The sequence below is a fragment of the Streptomyces armeniacus genome (genome assembly GCF_003355155.1).
Classification (GTDB): domain Bacteria; phylum Actinomycetota; class Actinomycetes; order Streptomycetales; family Streptomycetaceae; genus Streptomyces; species Streptomyces armeniacus.
In genome coordinates, this window is the sequence record NZ_CP031320.1 from 7,420,967 (window position 1) to 7,442,605 (window position 21,639).

A 21,639-nucleotide genomic window follows, 5' to 3' on the forward strand; every position below is an offset into this window, starting at 1 on the left:
GTGGGCTCGGAAATGTGTATAAGGGACAGGTGCAGTTCGAGTGGCGCGGCACCCGCCGCGCCACTCGAACTGCACAGCGGCCACAAGCTCGCCAAGCGGTACCGCCTGGAGGAGTGCGTCACCCGGCTGGACGGCTTCAGCAGCTGGCGTGCCGTCGACGAGAAGCTGCGCCGCGCGGTCGGCGTCCACGTGCTCCCCTCCGACCATCCGCGCGCCCGCCCCGTCCTCGCCGCCGCGCGCTCGGCGGCGCTGCTCGGCGACCCCCGTTTCGTACAGGTCCTGGACGCCGTCGAGGACAGCGACCTCGTCTACGTCGTCCACGAGTGGCTCCCCGACGCCACCCCGCTCACCGAAGTGCTCGCCGCCGCCCCGCTGCCCGCCCACGAGGCGTACCAGCTCGTCTCCCAGCTCGCCCAGGCGCTGACCGCCGCGCACCGCGAGGGCCTGGCCCATCTGCGGCTCACGCCCGCGTCCGTCCTGCGCACCGGCTCCGGCCAGTACCGCATCCGCGGCCTCGCCGTGAGCGCCGCGCTGCGCGGCACCACCAGCGAGCACCCGCAGCGCGCCGACACGGAGGCGATCGGCGCCCTGCTGTACGCCGCGCTCACCCAGCGCTGGCCGTACGAGCAGGACGCGTACGGCCTCCCCGGCGTCGGCAGCCTCGCCAAAGGCCCGCTCGTCGCCCCCGAGCAGGTGCGCGCCGGCGTCCACCGCGGGCTGTCGGAGCTGGCGATGCGCGCCCTCGTCAACGACGGCGCCACGGCCTCCCGCCAGGAGCAGCCCTGCGCCACCCCCGACGAGCTCCGTACGGCCGTCGCCGCCCTGCCCCGTATCCGCCCGCCGGAGTCCAGCTTCGTCGCGCCCCGCCCGTACCAGCGCACCACGCAGCAGCACGGTGTGTACGCGCCCGGGCAGGGCGCCGGGGGCGGTGTTCCCGGTGTTCCCGGCGTTCCGGGCGGGCCTGGGGCGATGCCCCCGGCGGAGAAGCCGCCCACGCTGCCCGGACGCACCGGCAAGATCCTGAAGTGGGGCGTCTCCGCGCTGCTCATCGCCGCGCTCGGGCTGGGCAGCTGGCAGGTCGCCGACACCCTGATGAACGGCGACACACCCGCCGACAACGGCCCCGGGAACTCGGGCCAGGAGTCCGATCAGGAGCCGGTGGGCAACACCCCCATCAAGATCGTCGACGCCAAGGACTTCGACCCGGCGGGCGACGGCTCGGAGAACCCGGAGACCGTCCAGGACGCCTTCGACGGCGACCCCGACTCGTTCTGGTACACGCGGAACTACTACGGCCAGCCCGACTTCGGCAATCTCAAGCCCGGCGTCGGCCTGGTCCTGGACCTCGGCAAAGCCCAGCCCGTCGAGAGCGTGAAAGTCCGCTTCCAGGGCCAGACGTCCGCCGAACTGCTCGCCGCACCGCAGGGCACGACCACCATGCCGACCGCGTACAGCGGGTTCCGTAAGCTCACCGAGCACACCGGCCAGAGCCTCGGGTACGAGGCCGAGAAGCCGGTCACCACGCGGTACGTTCTGGTGTGGCTCACAGAGCTCCCGCTGGCGACCGACGGGAACTACCGTGGCCGGATCACGGAGGTCAGCGTCTCCGGCTGACCGCCGTGCAGGGACCGCCGTGCGTTGACCGGCCGGCGGAGCAAGGGAAGGGGGTGGTGCCACGGTGACCGACGACGCTGCACGCGCCCCTGCCCCGGACGCCCCCGCACCGGACGACAGGGAGCTGCTGGCACGCCACGTCGCGGGGGACCCCGACGCGTTCGGCGAGATCGTACGGCGCCACCGCGACCGGCTGTGGGCAGTGGCCCTCCGCACGCTCGGGGACCGCGAAGAGGCCGCCGACGCCGTACAGGACGCGCTCATCTCGGCGTACCGCGCCGCGCACACCTTCCGCGGCCAGTCCGCCGTCACGACCTGGCTGCACCGCATCACCGTGAACGCCTGCCTCGACCGCGTCCGCAAGGCCGCCTCCCGGCGCACCTCGCCCACGGACGACACGGAGCGCCTGGAGCAGCTCCTCGATCCGCAGGAGTCCGCCTCCGCACCCGCCGAACGGCAGGACCTCAACCGGCAGCTCCTCGCCGCGCTCGCGCAGCTGCCGGCGGAGCAGCGCGCGGCCCTCGTCCTCGTCGACATGCAGGGCTATCCGGTCGCCGAGGCAGCCGCGGTCCTCGACACCGCGGTCGGCACGGTCAAGAGCCGCTGCGCCCGCGGGCGCGCCAGACTGCTCCCGCTGATCTCGCACCTGCGGCCGGACGGTTCCGTACGGGAGACTCCGCAGGCGGACGACGGAGGGAACCCGAGCCCGGGGGCATCCGTCCCATCGTCGAGAAACATCCGGAAGGGTATCCGTGGGTCAGACGCAGTGAAGGGCGGAGGTGGCACCGGCACATGACATCCCCTCCTTTTCCGTCGGGCACGGACGAGCACCCGGAGGTCGCCGAGATCTCCGCGCTCGCCGAGGGCCAGCTGACCCCGGAACGGGGCGCGGCCGTACGCGCCCACCTCGCGGACTGCGCGCTGTGCACCGACGTACGGGCCTCGCTGGACGACATCCGCGGTCTGCTGGGCACCCTGCCGGGGCCGCCCCGTATGCCGGAGGACGTGGCGAGTCGCATCGACGCCGCGCTGGCGGCGGAGGCGCTGCTGAACGCGACGGCACCGGACGAGGACGCGGCGGACGCGGACGCGGGGGACCGGCGCCACACGGACGATGTTTCACGTGGAACCGAGCCCTCGGAGAGCGGGGACGCCGACCGGGGAACTCCGGCCGATGTTTCACGTGGAACCGAGCCCTTGGAGGACAACCCCCGAACCCCCGGCCGGGCAACCCCCGCCGTGCCCGAGGTTTCACGTGAAACCGGCGCCGGGCGGCGGGGAGGTGGGGGTGAGCGGCCCCCGGGGCGGTCGCACGCGGCCACCGGTCCCGGGCGGCGGCGTACGCCGCGCCGCTGGCGTACGGCGCTGCTCGCCACCGCCGGCGCGATGGCCGCGCTCGGCCTCGGTGCGGTCATCGTCCAGGGGATCTCCGACCCGTCCTCCAACACCGCAGGCACCGCCGACCGCAGCACCTCCCGGGAGGCGCCGGAGAGTGGCCAGGACAGCGGCGACGGCGGTGACCGTGCCACCGACGCGCTCGGCAAGCGCGTACGGGCCCTCCTCGGCCAGGGCGACGGGGCCGGCAAGGAGCCCACCGCGCCGAAGGTCGAGACGAACCAGAGCCCCGGCGACGAGGACTCGCCCCTCCAGGGCGACGGAGCCACCTCCGTGCCCAGCTGCGTACGGGAGGGCATCGGGCGCGCCGAGGCGCCCCTCGCCGTCGATCCCGCCGCGCAGTACCGGGGCAGCACGGCGTATCTGGTGGTCCTGCCGCACGTCGGCGACTCCCGCTTCGTGGACGCGTACGTCGTCGACCCCGACTGTGTGGCCGCCTCCGCGGAGGGGCGGCCGGGCGAGGTGCTGACGAAGCGCACGTACGCGCGCGACTGACGGCGCGGCTGAACGTACGGACGGTGCGCTCCCCGTACACGGCCCCTCACGGCGGCGGACGGGCAGCGCCACGCATCCCCCTGGCGCTCGTCCGGGTGCGCTGTCGCGGGGCGGGAATGTCTGCCCCGTAGGATCCGTTGGGTGGGGTGAAAGCCTCGCCAGAACCAGACACGCAGCCGGCAGACAAGGAAGGCTCCTGTGAGCGACGTCCGTAACGTGATCATCATCGGTTCGGGGCCCGCGGGCTACACCGCCGCGCTTTACACCGCCCGCGCGTCGCTGAAGCCCCTGGTCTTCGAGGGCTCGGTCACCGCGGGTGGCGCGCTCATGAACACCACCGAGGTGGAGAACTACCCCGGTTTCCGCGACGGCATCCTCGGCCCTGACCTGATGGACCAGATGCGCGCCCAGGCAGAGCGCTTCGGAGCGGAGCTCGTCGCCGACGATGTCACCGCCGTCGACCTCTCCGGGGAGATCAAGACCGTCACCGACTCCGTCGGGACCGTGCACCGCGCCCGTACGGTGATCGTCTCCACCGGCTCCCAGCACCGCAAGCTGAATCTGCCGCGTGAGGACGAGCTGTCCGGCCGCGGGGTGTCGTACTGCGCCACGTGCGACGGCTTCTTCTTCCGCGACCAGGACATCGCCGTGGTCGGCGGTGGCGACACCGCGATGGAGGAGGCGACCTTCCTCTCCCGGTTCGCCAAGTCCGTCACGATCGTCCACCGCCGGGACGCTCTGCGCGCCTCGAAGGCGATGCAGGAGCGTGCCTTCGCCGACCCGAAGATCGGTTTCGCGTGGAACAGCGAGGTCGCTGAGATCCACGACAAGGACGGGAAGCTGTCCGCTCTGACGCTGCGCGACACGCAGACGGGAGAGACCTCCGAGCTGGCGGTCACCGGCCTGTTCGTGGCGATCGGGCACGACCCGCGCACCGAACTCTTCGAGGGCGTCCTCGAGTTCGACGAGGAGGGGTACCTCACCGTCGACTCCCCCTCGACCCGTACGAAGATCCCCGGCGTCTTCGCGGCCGGCGACGTCGTCGACCACACCTACCGGCAGGCCATCACCGCCGCAGGCACCGGCTGTGCCGCCGCGCTGGACGCCGAGCGCTATCTCGCCGCCCTGACCGACGGTACGTCTTCGCCCGAGGCGCTGCCCGAGCCCGAGAAGGCCGCGGCCGTCTGACCCGGCCGCCGCCGCTTCATCCACACAGAAAGAGGAGATCAATCATGGCCGGTGCCACCGTGACCGCGACCGACGCCACCTTCGACGAGGTCGTCCTGAAGAGCGACAAGCCCGTGCTGGTCGACTTCTGGGCGGCCTGGTGCGGCCCTTGCCGTCAGATCGCGCCGTCGCTCGAGGCCATCGCCGAGGAGCACAGCGACGCGCTGACGGTCGTCAAGCTCAACATCGACGAGAACCCCGCCGTGGCCGCCAAGTACGGGATCATGTCCATCCCGACGATGAACGTCTACAAGGGCGGCGAGGTCGTCAAGACCATCGTCGGCGCGAAGCCGAAGGCCGCCATCGAGCGCGACCTGTCGGACTTCATCGGCTGACTGTTTCACGTGAAACGGGACCCGCCCTCGGGGGTGGGTCCCGTTTCCCGTGCTCCGGGCGCGGTCCGTCGGCAGCACATCGGCTGCCCGTACGTGGCGCCCGAGCGCAGGCCGTACGTGGTGCCCGTACGGAAGCGCCCGCCCCTGGGTGTCACAGCGGCCGGAGCGCCGGCTCCTTCTGCACCGCGCCGAGCAGCTGGTCCAGCGCCCGCTCGACGTCTTCCTTCCAGGAGACCGTCGAGCGCAGGTCCAGCCGCAGTCTCGGATACGCGTGGTGCGGCCGTACGGTCTTGAAGCCCACCGCCAGCAGGTGCTCGGCCGGGAGCACGCACGCCGGCTCCTTCCACCGCGCGTCTCCGAACGCCTCGATGGCCTTGAAGCCGCGTCGCAGCACGTCCTTGGCGACGGTCTGTACGATCACGCGCCCCAGCCCTTGGCCCTGGAAGCCCGGCATCAGCCAGGCGGTCATCAGCTGCACCGCGTCCGGGGACACGGGGCTGGTGGGGAAGTTCACGGAGCGCGGCACATAGGCGGGCGGCGCGTACAGCACGAAGCCGACCGGCACCTCGTCGACGTAGACGACCCGTCCGCACGAGCCCCACTCCAGCAGCACCGCCGAGATCCAGGCTTCCTTCTCCAGATCCGGACGGCCCGTCTTGACGGCGGCCTCGCCGTTGACCGGGTCCAGCTCCCAGAAGACGCACCCCCGGCAACGCTTGGGCAGATCCGGGAGGTTGTCCAGAGTGAGCGGAACAAGCTGACGCCCCATGGACACATCGTATCCATGGGGCGTCCGGTCCTCGCGCTATTCCTCGGCGCCGTCCCCGTCGTCGTCTCCGGCCCCGTCCTGCTCCGCGCCCTGTTCCGCCTCGGCCGCCTCAGCCGACAGCTGCTGCTCGAAGACGCGGCCCTCGCCCGGCGCCAGCTGGCCCAGGATCCGGTCCAGATCCTCTATCGAGGCGAACTCGACGACGAGCTTCCCCTTCTTCTGGCCCAGATCGACCTTCACCCGCGTCTCGAAGCGGTCCGACAGCCGGCCCGCCAGCTGATCGAGTGCCGGGGACACGCGCTTGCCCGCCCGCGGCCCCTTCGGCTTCGGCGTGCTCTTCGGGCCGGAGTTCAGGAGTGTCACGATCTCCTCGACCGCCCGTACGGACAGCCCCTCCGCGACGATGCGGTGCGCGAGGCGGTCCTGCTCCTCGCCGTCCTCCACCGACAGCAGCGCCCGCGCGTGCCCGGCCGACAGCACTCCGGCGGCGACCCGCCGCTGCACCGAGGGAGAGAGGCGCAGCAGCCGCAGCGTGTTGGACACCTGCGGACGGGACCGTCCAATGCGGTCGGCCAGCTGGTCGTGCGTGCAGTTGAAGTCCTTCAGCAGCTGGTCGTACGCCGCCGCCTCCTCCAACGGGTTCAGCTGCGCCCGGTGCAGGTTCTCCAGCAGCGCATCCAGGAGGAGCTTCTCGTCGTCCGTGGCCCGTACGATCGCCGGGATCGCGTCCAGTCCGGCCTCACGGCAGGCGCGCCAGCGCCGCTCGCCCATGATCAGCTCGTAGCGGCCCGGCGCCAACTGCCGTACCACGACCGGCTGGAGGAGCCCGACCTCCTTGATGGAGGCGACCAGCTCGGCGAGCGCGTCCTCGTCGAACACCTCGCGCGGCTGCCGCGGGTTGGGCGTGATCGAGTCGAGCGGCAGCTCCGCGAAGTGCGCGCCCGGCTCGCTCTCCGCGAGCACCTCGGGATCCGGTCGCGCCCCGTCGGACGACGGCGCGTCCGGCTCGCGGCCCGGCTGCGCCGCCGCGGTTTCACGTGAAACGCCGTTCGAGGCACCGCTGTCCGGCAGCGTGGTGACCTTGGCCGCCGCCACGCCCCGCTCCGGTGTCAGCACCGGCACCGACGACGGCGAGGTGGAGGCCCGCCCATTCGCGGCGCCGGCGTCGGCGTCGTCCGACGACTTCGGTGCGGCAGGGATCAGTGCACCGAGCCCTCGGCCCAGCCCCCTACGTCGATCGCTCACTGATTCCCCTCCGCCAGGCTCTGCTGCTGTTGCTGTTCCGGCTGTGCGTTCGGGTCGCGCAGCGCGATCTCACGGGCCGCCTCCAGATAGGAGAGCGAGCCGCTGGAACCAGGATCGTAAGTCAGCACCGTCTGGCCGTAACTAGGGGCCTCCGAGATGCGGACCGAACGCGGGATGTTCGTCCGCAGCACCTCGCCGCCGAAGTGGCTGCGGACCTCCTCCGCCACCTGCGACGCCAGCCGCGTACGGCCGTCGTACATGGTGAGGATGATCGTCGAGACACGGAGCTCGCGGTTGAGATGGCCGCGGACCAGATCGACGTTCCGCAGCAGCTGACCCAGACCCTCCAGCGCGTAGTACTCGCACTGGATCGGGATCAGCACCTCCGCGCCCGCGACAAGGGCGTTGACGGTGAGAAGGCCGAGGGAGGGCGGGCAGTCGATCAGGATGTAGTCCAGCGGCTGCTCGTACGCCTCGATCGCCCGCTGCAGTCGGCTCTCTCTGGCGACCAGCGACACCAGCTCGATCTCCGCACCGGCGAGATCGATCGTGGCGGGGGCACAGAACAGCCCTTCCACATCCGGCACCGGCTGGACGACCTCCGCCAGCGGCTTGCTCTCCACCAGCACGTCGTAGATCGACGGGACCTCGGAGTGGTGGTCGATGCCCAGCGCCGTGGACGCGTTGCCCTGCGGGTCGAGGTCGACCACGAGGACACGGGCGCCGTGCAGCGCCAGCGACGCCGCAAGGTTGACGGTGGTGGTGGTCTTGCCCACGCCGCCCTTCTGGTTGGCGACGACCATCACACGGGTCCGCTCGGGCCTGGGAAGCCCTTCGCCGGCCTGATGCATCGCCTCCACGACCTGCTGAGCGGCTCTGCCGACGGGTTGCGGCGTCTGACCGGCAGGCGTCGGCGCCTCCCCGGCAAAGCTGGGGGCAGCGTCCATCGGAGATGGCGTTTCACGTGAAACGTCCGTGGACTCGGTACGGGGACCGGGGACCGGATCGGCCATCGGCCCCGCGAAGTTGGCGTCGGACCGCAACGGTTCACTCTCCTCGGCAAGACCTTCTCGAGGTTCAAAGCCTGCCATGCTTTCGGGGTCGCGAACCAGCGAGCCCCTCTTCCCTGTGGATGAATCCACCTCAGAAGGCGATTCTCGGTGAGTACGGTCGCGCGGAGCGGCAGCCGCACGTCCGCGGCTGATGATTCCATGCAGGAGAGAGCGTCGTTTCACGTGAAACACCATGCAGCCGCGGCAGCCGCGCACTGCGGCGACACTCCGCCCATGCGTACGCTAAGCGCTTTTATGGAGTAACGGAGTCAACGGAGCCAACGGGGCAAACCACCCGTACTCCACGTCTCACAGCTCGTTGAGCCCCGAGAACCGGGGCCCACACCGCGTCAGTGGCGGCTCAGCGCTGGCGCCGCCGCCTGACCCGCGCCGTCTTGGCCGCCTTCGCTCGCTTCGCGGCGAACCGCACACCGCCCGGGCTCTCCCCGACCTCGGCACGCACGATCGTCGCCAGCGGGTCCACGACGCCCGCGCCAACCTGCACCACCGAGGTCTTCACTACACCCAGCTTGTGCAGCGCCGCACGGGCGCCCTTCAGCTCCTCGACCGCCGTGTCGCCCTTGATGGCCAGCATCTCGCCGTACGGCCGCAGCAGCGGCACGCCCCAGCCGGCCAGCCGGTCCAGCGGTGCCACCGCACGCGCCGTCACCACCTGCACCGGCGGCAGCGTGCCCAGCACCTCCTCGGCGCGCCCGCGCACGACCGTCACATGGTCCAGCCCGAGCGCCTCCACGACCTCCTGCAGGAACGTCGTGCGCCGCAGCAGCGGCTCCAGCAGCGTGATCCGCAGATCAGGCCGTACGAGCGCCAGCGGGATGCCCGGCAGCCCGGCACCCGACCCCACGTCGCAGACCGTCACGCCCTCCGGAACCAGCTCGTCGAGGACACCGCAGTTCAGCAGGTGCCGCTCCCACAGCCGCGGCACCTCGCGCGGCCCGATCAGCCCGCGCCGCACACCCGTATCGGCAAGCAGCTCGCCGTACCGCAGCGCCTCCGGAAAGGACTCGCCGAAGAACTTCCGCGCGACCTCCGGGGCCGGCGGCAGCTCTTCGGGATCCCCCTGCTGGTCGCTCACGGCAGCACGACCACGCAGCGCTCCGGCTCCTCGCCCTCGGACTCGCTGCGCAGCCCGGCCTCAGCGACGGCGTCGTGCACGACCTTGCGCTCGAACGGCGTCATCGGGCGCAGCTTCACCGGCTCGCCGTTGCCCTTCGCCTCCTCGGCCGCCTTGGTGCCCAGCTCCGTCAGCTCCTCGCGCTTGCGCGCACGGAAGCCCGCGACGTCCAGCATCAGACGGCTCCGCTCACCGGTCTCCCGGTGGACCGCCAGCCGCGTCAGCTCCTGAAGCGCCTCCAGGACCTCGCCTTCCCGGCCTACCAGCTTCTGCAGATCACGACCAGAGCCGTCACTGATGATCGACACCGCGGCCCGGTCCGCCTCGACATCCATGTCGATGTCACCGTCGAGATCGGCGATGTCGAGGAGCCCCTCGAGGTAGTCGGCCGCGATCTCACCCTCCTGCTCCAGCCGGGACAGGGTGTCGGTGCCCTCTGCGGAGGTCGTCTCCGTCACTGATGGACTCCTTCTTACTTCTTGGACTTGGCGGACTGCGGCTTCTTCTTACCCTGCTGCCCCTGCGACTTCTTCTGCGCGGAGCCGGACTTCGCCTGGCCGCCCTGGCCGCCGGACTTCTTCGCCGTACCGCCGGCCTTCTGCGCGGTGGCCGGCTTACGGGCGGCCGCGGTCTTCTGCGACGCCGCGGTCTTCTTGGCGGCGCCGGACTTCTGCGGCTGCTTCTGCAGGTCCGGCTTCTCACCGGGCTGAGTGCCGGTCGCGGCCTGCCGCTTCGCCTTGGGCTGCCGCTTCGGCTGGGTCCGCTTGGCGCGCGCCTCCTCGACCGCCTTCTTCGTCTCGAGCTCCTCCGGGTCCTCCTTGAGCTTGCCCTTCGCGCGCAGCTTCTCCTGCCGCTGCTGGAAGGCGACGCTGCCCGGAGTCGGGTTCCGCTTGATGACGAACATCTGCTGCCCGAGCGTCCACACGTTGGTGGTCAGCCAGTAGACGAGGACACCGACGGGGAAGTTGATGCCGAAGACGGCGAACATGACCGGGAAGATGTACATCAGCATCTTCTGCTGCTGCATGAACGGCGTCTTGACCGTGAGGTCGACGTTCTTCGTCATCAGCTGACGCTGCGTGTAGAACTGCGAAGCCGACATCAGAAGGATCATGACGACCGTGACGACGCGTACGTCCGTCAACGAGGCCGCCAGCGACTCCACCTTCTCGGCGCCGTCCATGAACTTCGCCGCGATCGGCGCCCCGAAGACGTGCGCGTTACGGGCGCTGTCCACCTGCTCCGCGTCGAGGACACCCACCGGGTGGTTGCCGGCGATCTTGTTCAGCACCTGGTAGAGCGCGATGAAGAACGGCGACTGCGCCAGAATCGGCAGACAGCTGGAGAGCGGGTTGGTGCCCGTCTCCTTGTACAGCTTCATCATCTCTTCGGACTGGCGCTGCTTGTCGCTCTTGTAGCGCTCCTGGATCGCCTTCATCCGGGGCTGGAGCGCCTGCATGTTCCGCGTCGACTTGATCTGCTTCACGAACAGCGGGATCAGGCAGATGCGGATCAGGATCACCAGCGAAACGATGGACAGACCCCAGGCCCAGCCGCTGTCCTCGTCGAACACAAGGCTGTACAGCGTGTGGAACTGGACGATGATCCAGGAAACGGCGGTATAGAGAGGACCGAGGATCGTGTCCACGAATCAGACTCCTTGGGCGTGGGACTGGGTCCGGTGCTGCTGCCAGCGGCCACGAAGCCACTGATGCCACACCGGACGCTTCCGGGCGGGGACGTGGTCGACACCACCGGGCGACCACGGATTGCAGCGCAGGATGCGCCAGGCGGTGAGCACCGTGCCCTTCACCGCGCCGTGCCGGTCGATCGCCCCGTACCCGTAGTGCGAACACGACGGGTAGTACCTGCAGACCGGTCCGAGCATCGGACTGATGGTCCACTGATAGAGCTTGATCAACCAGAGCAGCGGGTATTTCACGGTGCCCTCCCCAGCAACCGCTGCAACGCGGTGTCCAGGTCGCGGGCCAGCTCCTCGTGACCCGCCGTGCCCGCACCGGGCAGCGCCCGTACGACCACCAGGCTACCCGCAGGAAGTGAAGCGAGCCGATCGCGTATGAGATGCCGCAGGCGGCGCTTCACCAGATTGCGCACGACCGCGCCACCGACGGCCTTGCTCACGACGAAACCCGCACGCGCGGGGGAAGGGACTTCCCCCGCCTCGTGCGGGTCCGGACGACGGAACAGATGGACCACGAGCAGCGGACGGCCGGCCTTGCGGCCTCGTCGTACCGCGGTCGCGAAGTCCTCGCGCCGCCTCAGCCGGTGCTCGGTAGGCAGCACGTCATGGACCTGTGGTCAGGCTGCTCAGGCCGACAGCTTGGAACGGCCCTTGCTGCGCCGGTTCGCGACGATCGCACGACCGGCGCGCGTCCGCATGCGCAGCCGGAAGCCGTGGGTCTTCGCGCGACGACGGTTGTTCGGCTGGAAGGTGCGCTTGCTCACTCGGGGGCTCCAGAAAAGCTTGAGTCTCAGAAGAGACGGGATGTGGAGAGCGTCTACTGGCTGTCACCGTGCGCCCACGAGAAGCTCGCAACGCCCGAGTGTGCACCGCTTCAACTTGCCCATCGGAGGCAGGCGGCAGCAGCCGTCGACAACTCGACCTCGATACGGTACGCGCGGCCGCACCATCCGGTCAAACAGAGCCCTGGAGCCCCCATCCGGCCCAGTCGTGCACAGCCTGTGGACAACGACTTGTACGGTGCACCCGGGCCTGTTTACCGTGGCTCAACTTCCGTTCCTTCCCGAGCGTCCCGAGAATCACACATTCGCGGGACTCGTCGCCTTCCCAGAACCCTCAGAGTTCCCAGAGTGAGCCCCGCCCCCAGCGAGTGAGAGAGCGTGCCCGTGGCCGACCTTCCTGCCGACCTCGCCGCGGTATGGCCACGCGTGCTGGAGCAGCTCCTCGCCGAGGGACAGGGAATCGAGGCGAAGGACCAGCGGTGGCTCAAGGACTGCCAGCCGCTCGTGCTGGTCTCCGGCACCGCCCTGCTCGGCGTGCCCAACGAGTACGCGAAGGGCGTGCTCGAGGGCCGGCTCGCACCCATGATCAGCGACGCGCTCAGCCGCGAGTGCCAGCAGTCCATCCGCCTCGCGATCACCGTGACCGGCCCCGCCGCCCCCGCCCTCTGTCCCCCTGACCCTGCGCGGGCAGGGCCAGAGGGTGATAAGGGCCAGGCCGTGCGGCGGCCGTACGGGGGGGGGGCGGCGTACGTGCCGGCCGCCGCCGTACTCGGCCCCGAGTACCCGTGGATACTCCCCACGTCAGACGCCCCACCGGGCCGCCTCCCGCGACGGTGGAGCCATGACGAACTCACCTCGGGGACAACGCCGGAACCAGCGTTTCGCCCTGTCCCGACCCACCCGCAGAGCCGTACTGGTCGTCCACGTCATCGTCTCCGTCGGCTGGCTCGGGCTCACCCTGTGCCTGCTGACCCTCGCCATCGCCGGGGCGTCCGGCGGCGACGCCGCCACCGACGCGATGGCATACCGCGCCATGAAGACCTTCGGCGACTGGCTGCTCGCGCCGGTCGCGCTGCTCACGATCGTGAGCGGGCTGGTGCTCTCGCTCGGCACGCACTGGGGGCTGGCGCGGCACCGCTGGGTGTGGATCAAGTTCCTGATGACGATGGGTCTCGCGACGGCGACGCTGTTCGGGCTGCGCACCGACCTCGACCACGCCGCCGCCCAGGTCGCCGCGGGCGAGCAGGTGGACGGCGTACAGCTCCTCTACGGGCCCTCGGTGTCCCTGACCGCGTACGTCTTCATCACCACCATCTCCGTGCTCAAGCCGTGGGGCCTGACGCGGCGCGGCAAGCGGCACAGGGCGGCGGAACAGGAGGCCCGCAGGGGCGGCGCGAGTCGCACCCCGGAGGGTGCGGGCAGCGGCGCGAACCGTACGGGCGACGGCGCACGCAGCGGCGCGAGCAATCGCGCGAGCGGCGGCGCAGGCGGAAAAGCGGTGGCCGCGAACGTCGTCGATCAGGCAGCCTGACCGGTTGTGACGACTCGTTCCCTGCCCGAACTGTCCACCCTCCCGATCCGCACGCTCACTCCCGACGACCTGACCGCGTGCCTCGACCTCGCCGAGGACCGCGGCTGGTCGCGTGAGGAGCACAAGTGGCGGCTGCTGCTGACCGCCGGACAGGGCTACGGGATCGACGCCCCGGACGGCAACGGCGGCCTGATCGGCGCGTACGTACTCACCGACTACACCGGTGAGTACGCCTGCGTCAGCATGGTGCTCGTCGCCGAACGGTACGCGCGCAGAGGGCTCGGCCGCCGCCTCATGCGGCACGCGATCGAAGCGTCCGGCGACGCGGCACCGTTCCTCCAGGCGACCGACAACGGGCGGCCGCTGTACGAGCAGTTGGGCTTCCGCGCGGTCGGCGCGACGACGATGCTGACCGGCACCTTCGCCCCGGACGGCACGGGCGGCACGGACGGGACGGACCGGGTGTCCGTACGCCGCGCCTCGGCCGCCGACATGCGTGCCGTACTCGCGCTCGACGCCGAGGTCTTCGGCACCGACCGGACCGAACTCCTCGCCCGCCTCCCGGCGTTCGCCGACCGCTTCGTCGTCGCGGACGACGCCGCGGGCGGCATCACCGGCTTCGCCGCCCGCTGGCCCAACGGGCCGACCGACGTCTTCGGCCCGGTCGTCGCCGCGGACCTCGCGACCGCGCAGGCCCTGATCGCGGACCTGGGGGCGGACGCCGGCGAACGCGTACGGTTCGACGTCGACAGCCGCCACCCCGAACTCGAACGCTGGCTCCGCGCACACGGCCTGAGCGGCGACTACCGCTGCACCCTGATGGTGCACACGGCCCCCGACATCCCCGGCGACATCAGCCGCCGCTTCGCCCCGTACTCGGTGGCCCTGGGCTGACCCCCTCTTCCTTCCTCTTCTCTTCTCCTCTTCCTCCCGTGCGTCCTCCGAACGACCGCGCCGCGGTCACCACACGGGGCGTAGCGGCGGCAGTTCGTCGCCCGCCAGGGAACGGATCACGCGCGCCAGATCCGTACGCAGCCGCGCCAGTTCGTCCCCTTCGTCACCCCCGCCCGTGCTCCCGCCGGCGACCGCGCACCCGCCCGCATCCGTACGGCCGGCCATGCGGTCGGCCAACTCGGCCTCCAGCCCGTGCAGCACGCGACCCGCGACGGCCAGATGCGCACGGGCGGCATCCGTCAGGACGACCAGCTTCCGCCGCCCGCCCGCCGGGTGCTGCTCGCGGCGCAGATAGCCGCGGCGTTCGAGGTCGTCGACGATCTGCCCCGCCGCCTGCTTGGTCACCCCGAGCCGCGCCGCCAGTTCGCTGCTCGTGGCGCCGGACGGCCCGAGGGCCTGGAACGCCAGCCCGTGGACGGGCCGCAGGTCGGAGTAACCGGCCTCGGCGACACGGCCGTTGAACTCCCCCAGCAGCAACTGGAAGGCCAGCCCCAGCAGGAAGGTCAGCTCGGTGCCCTGAAGGGGGTCGGCGTGGTCCTGCTCGGAGTGGTCCTGCTCTGCGTGCTCGTGTTCGGCGGGCCCGTGTTGGGCGGGCTTGTGGGAGGGGTCGCTGTGCACGGCGCCCATGGTGACACAGGCGGGTCAAGATGCTTTACTCTGGCGAGTGAGTAAAGGAGCTTGACTCATTCGCCTTCCGGTGAGCCGTTCCGCCCCCTCCCCGCAGACAAGGAGTCCGCATGCCCCTGCACGTGATCGCACCCTCGCCCGAGCACACCGTGACCACCCCCAACGCCGTCATGGCCGGCCTCGCCGCCCCCAGCCGCGGCAGCACCGCCCTGAGTACCTGGACGGTGCGGATGGAGCCCGGCGCCGCGGGCCCGGAGCACTCCGTCGACCAGGAGCAGGTCTGGACGGTGACCGCCGGCACCCTCACCGTCACCGCCGGAGAGGACACCGAGACCGTGCCCGCCGGCCGTACGGTCGTGCTGCCCGCGGGCGTGCTCCGGCGCATCAGGGCCGGCGCCGGCGAAGGCGCCGAAGCGCTGGTCGCCATGCCCGCGGGCGGGCTGGTCACCGCCGCCGGTCAGGAGACGCGGCCGCTCCCGTGGGCGGTATAGCCGCCCCGCCCATGTCGGCTCCGACAGCCCCGTCCACCCCCACGGCCCCGTCAGCCGGTCCCGCCGGCGCACCGGACTCGCCCCGCGCGACGGGCGCGCCCTGCACACCGGCACCACCCCGCGCGACGGCCCCGGCGGCCCGCGCCAACGCGGGACGTATGCCGGACGGGGCCGCCGCGTCCCGCCGCTCCAGGGCGGACGCCAGGACGGCCAGTCCGAGCGCGGAGGCGGCGAGTGCGGCGCCGACCCAGTTCGGCGCGGTGTGCCCGAACCCGGCGCCCAGCACCAGCCCGCCGAGCCAGGCGGCCAGGGCGTTGCCGAGGTTGAAGGCACCGATGTTGACGGCGGAGGCGAGCGTGGGAGCGTCCGCCGTCTGATCGAGGACGCGCTTCTGCAACGGCGGCACCGTCGCGAAGCCGAACGCGCCTATCAGCGGCAGCGTGACGGCCGCGGCCACCTTGTCGTGCGCGGTGAGCGTGAACAGCGCGAGCACGACCGCGAGAGCGCTCAGCGCCACATAGAGGAGGGGCATCAGCGCACGGTCCGCGAAGCGCCCGCCGACCAGGTTCCCCACCACCATGCCCAGCCCGAAGAGCACGAGCAGCCAGGTCACGGAGCTGTCGGCGAACCCCGCCGACTCGGTCATCATCGGGGCGATGTACGTGATCGCGGCGAAGACCCCGCCGAAGCCGAGCACGGTCATCGCCATGGCGAGCAGCACCTGCACGTTGCGGAAGGCGGCGAGCTCGCCGCGTATGCCGCCACCGGCACGGCCGCCGCCCGTACTGCCGCCGGTGCGCCCGCCCGTACGGGCGCCGTGCTCCGCGGCGCCTCCGGCGTCGCGCGGCACCAGGCCCGCCACCCCGGCCAGCCCGAGCACACCCAGGCCCGTGACTGCGACGAACGTGGAGCGCCAGCCGTACTCCTGCCCCAGCAGGGTGCCCAGCGGGACGCCCAGCACGTTGGCCATGGTCAGCCCGGTGAACATCATCGCGATCGCGCCGGCCTTCTTCCGCGGAGCGACCAGCCCGGCGGCGACGATCGCGCCGATGCCGAAGAACGCGCCGTGCGCGAGCGAGGCGATCACACGCCCCGCCAGCATCACGCCGAAGACGGGTGCGGCTGCGGACACCGCGTTGCCGACGATGAACAGGCCCATGAGCAGCATCAGCATGCGCTTCCGGCCGGCCCGCGCGCCCAGGATGGCAAGCAGCGGGGCCCCGACGACGACACCCAGTGCGTAGCCGGTCGTCAGATGGCCGGCGGTGGGGATGGAGACCCCGAAGTCCGCCGCCACATCGGGCAGCAGACCCATGATCACGAATTCGGTGGTGCCGATCCCGAACGCGCCGATGGCGAGCGCGAGGAGTGCGAGCGGCATGGGGGAACCCTTCGGGTCGGTACTTGCGTGCGTGACTAACAGGCGTCGACATTAATTGCACACGCACTTATATGCAAGCGCGGACTATTGCACGCGTGGCATACCCTGGAGGCGAAGGACGCAGAGCTGCAGAGGCATGCAGCCGTAGAGGCACGCAGCCGTGTCGGCACGGAGCCCCGGAAGCGGGCGCGGAGCCGTGGAGCCGCAGGCCGTGGACGCGAAGGAGGGCACGACTCATGAGCAGACCGGACCCCGTACCCGCTCAGGGCTGGTGCGCACTCTCCACCCTGCACAGCCGCATCGAGGCCTACCTCGAACGCGCCCTGCAGTCGGAGCACGAGCTGAGCGTCCGCGAGTACTCGGTGATCGACGTGCTCAGCGCCCAACACGACGGCCCCGGTGGCCACTTCCGCATGAACCAGCTGGCCGACGCCGTCGTCCTCAGCCAGAGCGCCACCACCCGGCTGGTCAGCCGCCTCGAGGACCGCGGCCTGCTGGCCCGCTACCTCTGCCCCGACGACCGGCGCGGCATCTACACCGACGTCACCCAATCGGGGCTCACCCTGCTGGAGAAGGCCCGCCCGACGAACGAGGCCGCCCTGCGCGAAGCCCTCGACGCGGCGGAGCAACGGCCCGAACTGGCACCGCTCGTCGCCGCCGTACGGGCACTCGAGCCCGCGTCGTAGCCGTCGGACCGGCCGGACGGCCCGCGAGCCGGGGCCGGACGGCAGTCGAGCCGGGGTTCAGGCCGCCAAGTACGCGGCGTAGCCTGCGGACATGAGCACCGCGTCAGCACGGGGCACGGGCCCCGCACCACCGCACCGCGACCTCGTACTGCGGCACGCGACCGCCGAGGACGTCCCGGACATCGTTGCCATGCTCGCGGACGACGCCCTGGGCGCACAGCGCGAGACCCCCGGCGAACTGGCCCCGTACGAGCACGCCTTCGCGCGTATCGACGGAGACCCGAACCAGCACCTCATGATCGCGGAGCACGCCGCCGACACCCCCGGCGGCCCGCCCCGCCCCGTCGGCACGCTCCACCTCACGATCATTCCCGGCCTCTCGCGGCGCGGCGCGACCCGCTCGCTGATCGAGGCGGTCCGCGTCCACACGGACGCGCGGGGCACGGGCCTCGGCACGCAGCTCATCGAGTGGGCCATCGCGGAGTCCCGCCGCCAGGGCTGCGCCCTCGTCCAGCTCACCTCCGACGCGACCCGCGTCGACGCGCACCGCTTCTACGAACGGCTCGGCTTCGAGGCCTCACACCTCGGCTTCAAGATGACGCTCTGACGACAGCGGGAAGTCCGGGCCGGAAGTCGGAAAAGTGCTCGTACGTCGCTGTCTTTCTTCACACAATCTCGCTCGTTATCCCCCGATAAGGGGGTGGGCCATGTGGGCGTCATCCCGGGGTCCGGGCAGAGCCCGGGGAGGAGCGGGGCCACATGGTGCACGAAGGCGTGCTGCTGGACTCGCAGACGCTGCGGGCGAGCGTCGCGGAACGCACGGAAGCGCTCGACAAGGTGAAGGCGCTGTCACTGCTGCCGGACGGCACGCACGTGACGACGCGGATGGTGGCGAACTACTTCGAGGTCGGGCTCAAAGCGATCAAGTCGCTGATCCACGACCACAGGGCCGAGCTGGAGAGCAACGGCTACCGTGTTTTGACAGGTGCAGAACTAAGCTCCTTTAAGGAGCCTGGTTGTCTCCCGAAACACACAGGCCGCCACCTCGCGGTCTTCACCAGGCGCACCGTGCTCAACGTCGCCATGCTGCTCCGCGACAGCGTCGTCGCACGTCACGTGCGCCGGTACCTGCTCGACGCCGAAGCGCAGCAGCGTTGTCCACAGGGTGTGCGGCCTGTGGAAAACTCGGTTATCCACAACCTCGTGGAGTGGCTCGACGACCGCCTCGAGCGTTCCGTCGCGCACCAACTGGCGCAGTACGACGCACGAGGATCACGTCGCCGGTCTCTGCCGCCGGGACGGCTGCATCAGCGTCGCCAACACCAGCAGCAACAGCGACCTGAGCGCCGATCTGGTGGGCCGCACCGCGGACGGCCGCACCCTGGTCGTGCAGTGCAAGCACTTCGCTCCGTACCGCAGGGTGGAGAGCGGTGACATGCAGAAGTTCATCGGCATGGCGAAAGCTGAGTACGAGGCGGACATCGCGCTGTTCGTGACGACGGCCACGTTCACGCCCGCCGCGGTCGACCTGGCCGTGCGGCACGGGGTCACCGCCGTGCACCGGCGGTTGCTGGAGGCGTGGAGTGGTGGGGCCGCGCTGCACGCGTTGCGGTAGTCCGCTGTGCGGTGGGCGGCGCGCCGGAGGGGGTTGGTCCCGAAGCCGCGATACGTGGTCGCGGCTTCGGGCCCGGGCAGTCTACCCAGCGGCGCGCCTGCGTAAAGGGGCGGTTTCCGGGCGGAGCCAACCTCCTTCCAGGAGGTCAGTTTCCCGAGTTGTCCACAGCCCTCGTGACGCGGGCTCCCAGGTCGCGCAGGTGCGTGATCAGTTCCGGGGGTTCGTGGACCTCGAACTCGCAGCCCAGCTGGACCAGTTGGAAGGCCAGCCAGTCCAGCGTGTCCGTCTGGGTGCGCAGTCGGCACGTGCCGGCGTCGAGCGCGGTCAGTTCGACCGTGCGGTCGCCCAGCCGCGCGCGGATCTGCGCCGCCGGGGCGTGCAGGGTGGCGACCGCCTGGTGGGTGGGGGCCAGCGACCAGAGCGCGTTGCGGACGAAGGCCGCCGCGTCCTCGGCGCCGTCGGGGAGCTGGCGCGGCGTGGTCCGTACGCCGGTGGGGTGCGGTTCCGTCACCCGGTCGACGCGGAACGTCCGCCAGTCGTCGCGCCGCACGTCGTACGCGACGAAGTACCAGCGGCGCCCCGCCGACACCAGGCCGTACGGCTCCACCAGGCGCGCGCTGTCCGGCTCCCCCGCCGAGGTGGCCCCCGCCGCTGTGGCCTCCGCCACCGCGGCCTCCGCCACCGCGGGCCGCGCCGCGGGGGCGTACCGGAACCGGAGGCGTTCCCCGGACGCGGCCGTAGCCGCCAGCGTGGCCAGGACCTCCGGGTCGATCCGCGGGCCGCCTCCGACGAAGAGCGGAACGGTCGAGCCGCCCAGCGTCCGGACCCGGTGCCGGAGCCGGGAGGGCAGCACCTGCTCGAGTTTGGCGAGGGCGCGTACGGACGCCTCCTCGATGCCGTCGACCGCGTGCCCCGCCGCCGTACGGAGGCCGACCGCGATGGCGACCGCCTCCTCGTCGTCCAGCAGCAGCGGCGGCATGGCACGGCCCGCGACCAGCCGGTAGCCGCCGGCGGCGCCGCGCGTGGCGTGGACGGGATAGCCCAGGTCGCGCAGCCGCTCGATGTCGCGCCGTACGGTGCGCGGGGTGACGGCGAGCCGGTCCGCGAGCTCGACGCCGGGCCACTCGCGCGGGGTCTGGAGCAGGGACAGCAGGCGCAGCAGCCGTGCCGAGGTGTCCGTCATACGGCCATGATGCCGGGCCATTGGGACAGAAGCCGACCTAATTGCCGCCTAGGCTCCGGTTGTCCGCACGCGCCCCACCGCTCCAGCCCTCCGGCTCTCTGCCCCTCCGGCTCTCCCGAAGGAGTCCCGCCCATGAGCGACGCCCCCGAGAACCCCGTGAGCCCCGAGATCCCCGACGCCCCCGTCGCGCACATCCCGTGGTCCGCCGCCGTCGCCCGGCGCCTGGAACGGCACGCGCTCGCCGAGCCGCCCGCCGACGCACCGGCCGAAGCACCGGCCGAAGCGGCAACCGAAGGAGCGGCCGAAGCCGCCGCCCGCGTCGCCGCCACCCTCTGCGGCGCCCACGCCCAGGTTCTCTCCGCCGCCGAACTCTCCCTCGCCATGCGGCTGCCCGGCACCGCCGCCACCCGTACGGACATCCAGCGCGCCCTGTGGACCGACCGCACGCTGGTGAAGACGTACGGCCCGCGCGGCACCGTCCATCTGCTGCCCAGCCGCGACCTGCCGCTGTGGACGGGCGCGCTCACCGCGCAGCAGGCGGCCTCGGCCAACGGGGGCGCCGCGGCGACCGATTACCTCGACGCGGGCCGGACCGACGAGGTCGTGGCGGCCATCGGCGACGCGCTCGCCGACACCGAACTGACCGTGGACGAGCTGACCGAGGCCATCGTCGAACGCACCGGCGCCTGGGCCGGGGAACGCGTCATGGACGCGTTCCAGGACAAGTGGCCGCGGTGGCGCAGCGCCACGGCCGTCGCCGCGCACCGCGGCGCCCTGTGCTTCGGCCCCAACAAGGGCCGCCGGATCACGTACACCAACCCGCACCGTTGGCTGCCCGGTTTCACGCCGTACGAGGGCGACGTGGCCCTCGCCGAACTCGTACGCCGCTACCTCCACGCGTACGGTCCCGCGTCCCCGCAGCACTTCGCGCGGTGGACGGGGGCACCGCGCGGCTGGGCCGCCGGGCTGTTCCGGGGGCTCGCCGAACGGGGCGAGATCCAGCCCGTCGACCTGGCGGGCACGCCCGCGTGGGTCGTGGCCGGTGACACGGCGCTGCCCGCGGAGCCGCCGCGGGGCGTACGCCTGCTGCCGTACTTCGACGCGTACTCCGTGGGCTGCCATCCGCGCGACCGCGTGTTCCCGGGGCGCGCCGCCGAACGGGCCCTCGCCGGGGGCCAGGCGGGCAACTTCCCGGTGCTGCTCGTGGACGGTACGGCCGCCGGGGTGTGGCACCAGCGGCGTTCCGGGCGGACGATCCACCTGACCGTCGAGCCGCTGGCGTCCCTCACCACGGCGCAGCGCGCCGGACTCGACGCGCAGGCGCAGCGGCTGGGCGCCCTCATGGAGGGCACCGTACGGCTCACGGTGGGACCGGTGACGGTCGGGCCGCACGCCTGACGGGGCGCCGGAGCCCGCGCTG

At 71.5% G+C, this 21,639-nt stretch carries 24 protein-coding genes and 2 pseudogenes; 14 read left to right on the forward strand and 12 right to left on the reverse strand.

All coding sequences use genetic code 11. The features are described 5' to 3' along the window. The first annotated feature begins 12 nt into the window (after positions 1 to 12). The 5 genes from DVA86_RS32185 to trxA all read left to right on the forward strand — a co-directional run bounded on the left by DVA86_RS32185 (position 13) and on the right by trxA (position 5,066). Positions 13 to 1,614 carry a protein kinase family protein gene (locus DVA86_RS32185; RefSeq protein WP_245997807.1) on the forward strand — a complete coding sequence of 534 codons (1,602 nt, stop codon included), beginning with the start codon at positions 13 to 15 and terminating at the stop codon, positions 1,612 to 1,614. Positions 1,615 to 1,678: 64 nt separating this feature from the next. Further along, the gene (sigM, locus tag DVA86_RS32190; protein ID WP_208883584.1) at positions 1,679 to 2,410 is read left to right on the forward strand and encodes an RNA polymerase sigma factor SigM; all 732 of its coding nucleotides are present in this window, start codon (positions 1,679 to 1,681) and stop codon (positions 2,408 to 2,410) included. Next, complete coding sequence (locus tag DVA86_RS32195) at positions 2,407 to 3,504, forward strand: anti-sigma factor family protein (protein WP_208883586.1); 1,098 nt, start codon at positions 2,407 to 2,409, stop codon at positions 3,502 to 3,504. Before sigM ends, DVA86_RS32195 begins: the two co-directional genes overlap by 4 nt. A 198-nt stretch (positions 3,505 to 3,702) precedes the next feature. Then, on the forward strand, positions 3,703 to 4,692 hold the full coding sequence (gene trxB / locus DVA86_RS32200; protein WP_208883588.1) for a thioredoxin-disulfide reductase: 990 nt from the start codon (positions 3,703 to 3,705) through the stop codon (positions 4,690 to 4,692). A 44-nt stretch (positions 4,693 to 4,736) separates the two neighbouring features. After that, positions 4,737 to 5,066 carry a thioredoxin gene (trxA, locus tag DVA86_RS32205; protein ID WP_208883590.1) on the forward strand — a complete coding sequence of 110 codons (330 nt, stop codon included), beginning with the start codon at positions 4,737 to 4,739 and terminating at the stop codon, positions 5,064 to 5,066. 151 nt (positions 5,067 to 5,217) lie between these two features. Here the strand turns inward: trxA and DVA86_RS32210 are convergent, their stop codons facing one another. From DVA86_RS32210 to rpmH, 9 genes are all read right to left on the reverse strand, one after another. After that, positions 5,218 to 5,835 (reverse strand): GNAT family N-acetyltransferase, encoded by a 618-nt coding sequence (locus DVA86_RS32210; RefSeq protein WP_208883592.1) that lies wholly within the window; start codon positions 5,833 to 5,835, stop codon positions 5,218 to 5,220. Positions 5,836 to 5,871: 36 nt separating this feature from the next. Next, on the reverse strand, positions 5,872 to 7,080 hold the full coding sequence (locus tag DVA86_RS32215) for a ParB/RepB/Spo0J family partition protein (protein WP_208883594.1): 1,209 nt from the start codon (positions 7,078 to 7,080) through the stop codon (positions 5,872 to 5,874). Continuing rightward, complete coding sequence (locus DVA86_RS32220) at positions 7,077 to 8,171, reverse strand: ParA family protein (RefSeq protein ID WP_208883596.1); 1,095 nt, start codon at positions 8,169 to 8,171, stop codon at positions 7,077 to 7,079. Before DVA86_RS32220 ends, DVA86_RS32215 begins: the two co-directional genes overlap by 4 nt. Positions 8,172 to 8,493: 322 nt before the next feature. After that, complete coding sequence (gene rsmG, locus DVA86_RS32225; RefSeq protein ID WP_208883598.1) at positions 8,494 to 9,228, reverse strand: 16S rRNA (guanine(527)-N(7))-methyltransferase RsmG; 735 nt, start codon at positions 9,226 to 9,228, stop codon at positions 8,494 to 8,496. Beyond that, the gene (locus DVA86_RS32230; RefSeq protein WP_121517876.1) at positions 9,225 to 9,725 is read right to left on the reverse strand and encodes a Jag family protein; all 501 of its coding nucleotides are present in this window, start codon (positions 9,723 to 9,725) and stop codon (positions 9,225 to 9,227) included. Before DVA86_RS32230 ends, rsmG begins: the two co-directional genes overlap by 4 nt. Before the next feature lie 14 nt (positions 9,726 to 9,739). Then, positions 9,740 to 10,915: a membrane protein insertase YidC gene (gene yidC, locus DVA86_RS32235; protein ID WP_208883600.1), complete on the reverse strand. Its 1,176-nt coding sequence runs from the start codon at positions 10,913 to 10,915 to the stop codon at positions 9,740 to 9,742. A gap of 3 nt (positions 10,916 to 10,918) precedes the next feature. Then, positions 10,919 to 11,209 carry a membrane protein insertion efficiency factor YidD gene (gene yidD, locus DVA86_RS32240; protein WP_208883602.1) on the reverse strand — a complete coding sequence of 97 codons (291 nt, stop codon included), beginning with the start codon at positions 11,207 to 11,209 and terminating at the stop codon, positions 10,919 to 10,921. Next, on the reverse strand, positions 11,206 to 11,571 hold the full coding sequence (gene rnpA, locus DVA86_RS32245) for a ribonuclease P protein component (protein ID WP_208883604.1): 366 nt from the start codon (positions 11,569 to 11,571) through the stop codon (positions 11,206 to 11,208). Before rnpA ends, yidD begins: the two co-directional genes overlap by 4 nt. A 24-nt stretch (positions 11,572 to 11,595) precedes the next feature. Beyond that, positions 11,596 to 11,733: a 50S ribosomal protein L34 gene (gene rpmH, locus DVA86_RS32250; RefSeq protein ID WP_208883606.1), complete on the reverse strand. Its 138-nt coding sequence runs from the start codon at positions 11,731 to 11,733 to the stop codon at positions 11,596 to 11,598. Between the two features lie 402 nt (positions 11,734 to 12,135). Between rpmH and DVA86_RS35725 the strand changes: the two are divergent. The 3 genes and pseudogenes from DVA86_RS35725 to DVA86_RS32260 form a co-directional block, all read left to right on the forward strand. Further along, a pseudogene (locus tag DVA86_RS35725) lies at positions 12,136 to 12,465 on the forward strand (chromosomal replication initiator protein DnaA); the annotation flags it as partial. Between the two features lie 127 nt (positions 12,466 to 12,592). Continuing rightward, positions 12,593 to 13,282, forward strand: coding sequence for a DUF2269 domain-containing protein (locus tag DVA86_RS32255; RefSeq protein ID WP_245997426.1), 690 nt, complete (start codon positions 12,593 to 12,595; stop codon positions 13,280 to 13,282). Between the two features lie 6 nt (positions 13,283 to 13,288). Continuing rightward, positions 13,289 to 14,176, forward strand: a complete 888-nt coding sequence (locus DVA86_RS32260) for a GNAT family N-acetyltransferase (RefSeq protein ID WP_245997427.1) — start codon at positions 13,289 to 13,291, stop codon at positions 14,174 to 14,176. A 66-nt stretch (positions 14,177 to 14,242) separates the two neighbouring features. Here the strand turns inward: DVA86_RS32260 and DVA86_RS32265 are convergent, their stop codons facing one another. After that, complete coding sequence (locus DVA86_RS32265; RefSeq protein ID WP_245997808.1) at positions 14,243 to 14,743, reverse strand: MarR family winged helix-turn-helix transcriptional regulator; 501 nt, start codon at positions 14,741 to 14,743, stop codon at positions 14,243 to 14,245. 230 nt (positions 14,744 to 14,973) lie between these two features. Between DVA86_RS32265 and DVA86_RS32270 the strand changes: the two genes are divergently transcribed. Next, the gene (locus DVA86_RS32270) at positions 14,974 to 15,354 is read left to right on the forward strand and encodes a cupin domain-containing protein (protein WP_245997428.1); all 381 of its coding nucleotides are present in this window, start codon (positions 14,974 to 14,976) and stop codon (positions 15,352 to 15,354) included. Here the strand turns inward: DVA86_RS32270 and DVA86_RS32275 are convergent. Beyond that, positions 15,308 to 16,735: an MFS transporter gene (locus DVA86_RS32275; RefSeq protein WP_208883610.1), complete on the reverse strand. Its 1,428-nt coding sequence runs from the start codon at positions 16,733 to 16,735 to the stop codon at positions 15,308 to 15,310. The genes DVA86_RS32270 and DVA86_RS32275 overlap by 47 nt on opposite strands. Before the next feature lie 236 nt (positions 16,736 to 16,971). Here DVA86_RS32275 and DVA86_RS32280 point away from each other — a divergent pair, with 236 nt between their 5' ends. The 4 genes and pseudogenes from DVA86_RS32280 to DVA86_RS35730 all read left to right on the forward strand — a co-directional run. After that, positions 16,972 to 17,421, forward strand: a complete 450-nt coding sequence (locus tag DVA86_RS32280) for a MarR family winged helix-turn-helix transcriptional regulator (protein WP_208883611.1) — start codon at positions 16,972 to 16,974, stop codon at positions 17,419 to 17,421. A 91-nt stretch (positions 17,422 to 17,512) separates the two neighbouring features. Continuing rightward, the gene (locus tag DVA86_RS32285; protein ID WP_208883613.1) at positions 17,513 to 18,028 is read left to right on the forward strand and encodes a GNAT family N-acetyltransferase; all 516 of its coding nucleotides are present in this window, start codon (positions 17,513 to 17,515) and stop codon (positions 18,026 to 18,028) included. 152 nt (positions 18,029 to 18,180) lie between these two features. Beyond that, positions 18,181 to 18,855, forward strand: a complete 675-nt coding sequence (locus DVA86_RS36185; protein ID WP_342776392.1) for a restriction endonuclease — start codon at positions 18,181 to 18,183, stop codon at positions 18,853 to 18,855. Then, a pseudogene (locus tag DVA86_RS35730) lies at positions 18,740 to 19,036 on the forward strand (restriction endonuclease); the annotation flags it as partial. The gene DVA86_RS36185 and the pseudogene DVA86_RS35730, both read left to right, overlap by 116 nt. 145 nt (positions 19,037 to 19,181) lie before the next feature. Here the strand turns inward: DVA86_RS35730 and DVA86_RS32295 are convergent. Further along, the gene (locus DVA86_RS32295) at positions 19,182 to 20,219 is read right to left on the reverse strand and encodes a helix-turn-helix transcriptional regulator (protein WP_208883615.1); all 1,038 of its coding nucleotides are present in this window, start codon (positions 20,217 to 20,219) and stop codon (positions 19,182 to 19,184) included. A 132-nt stretch (positions 20,220 to 20,351) separates the two neighbouring features. Between DVA86_RS32295 and DVA86_RS32300 the strand changes: the two genes are divergently transcribed. Next, the gene (locus tag DVA86_RS32300; RefSeq protein WP_208883617.1) at positions 20,352 to 21,617 is read left to right on the forward strand and encodes a winged helix DNA-binding domain-containing protein; all 1,266 of its coding nucleotides are present in this window, start codon (positions 20,352 to 20,354) and stop codon (positions 21,615 to 21,617) included. Positions 21,618 to 21,639 lie beyond the last annotated feature (22 nt).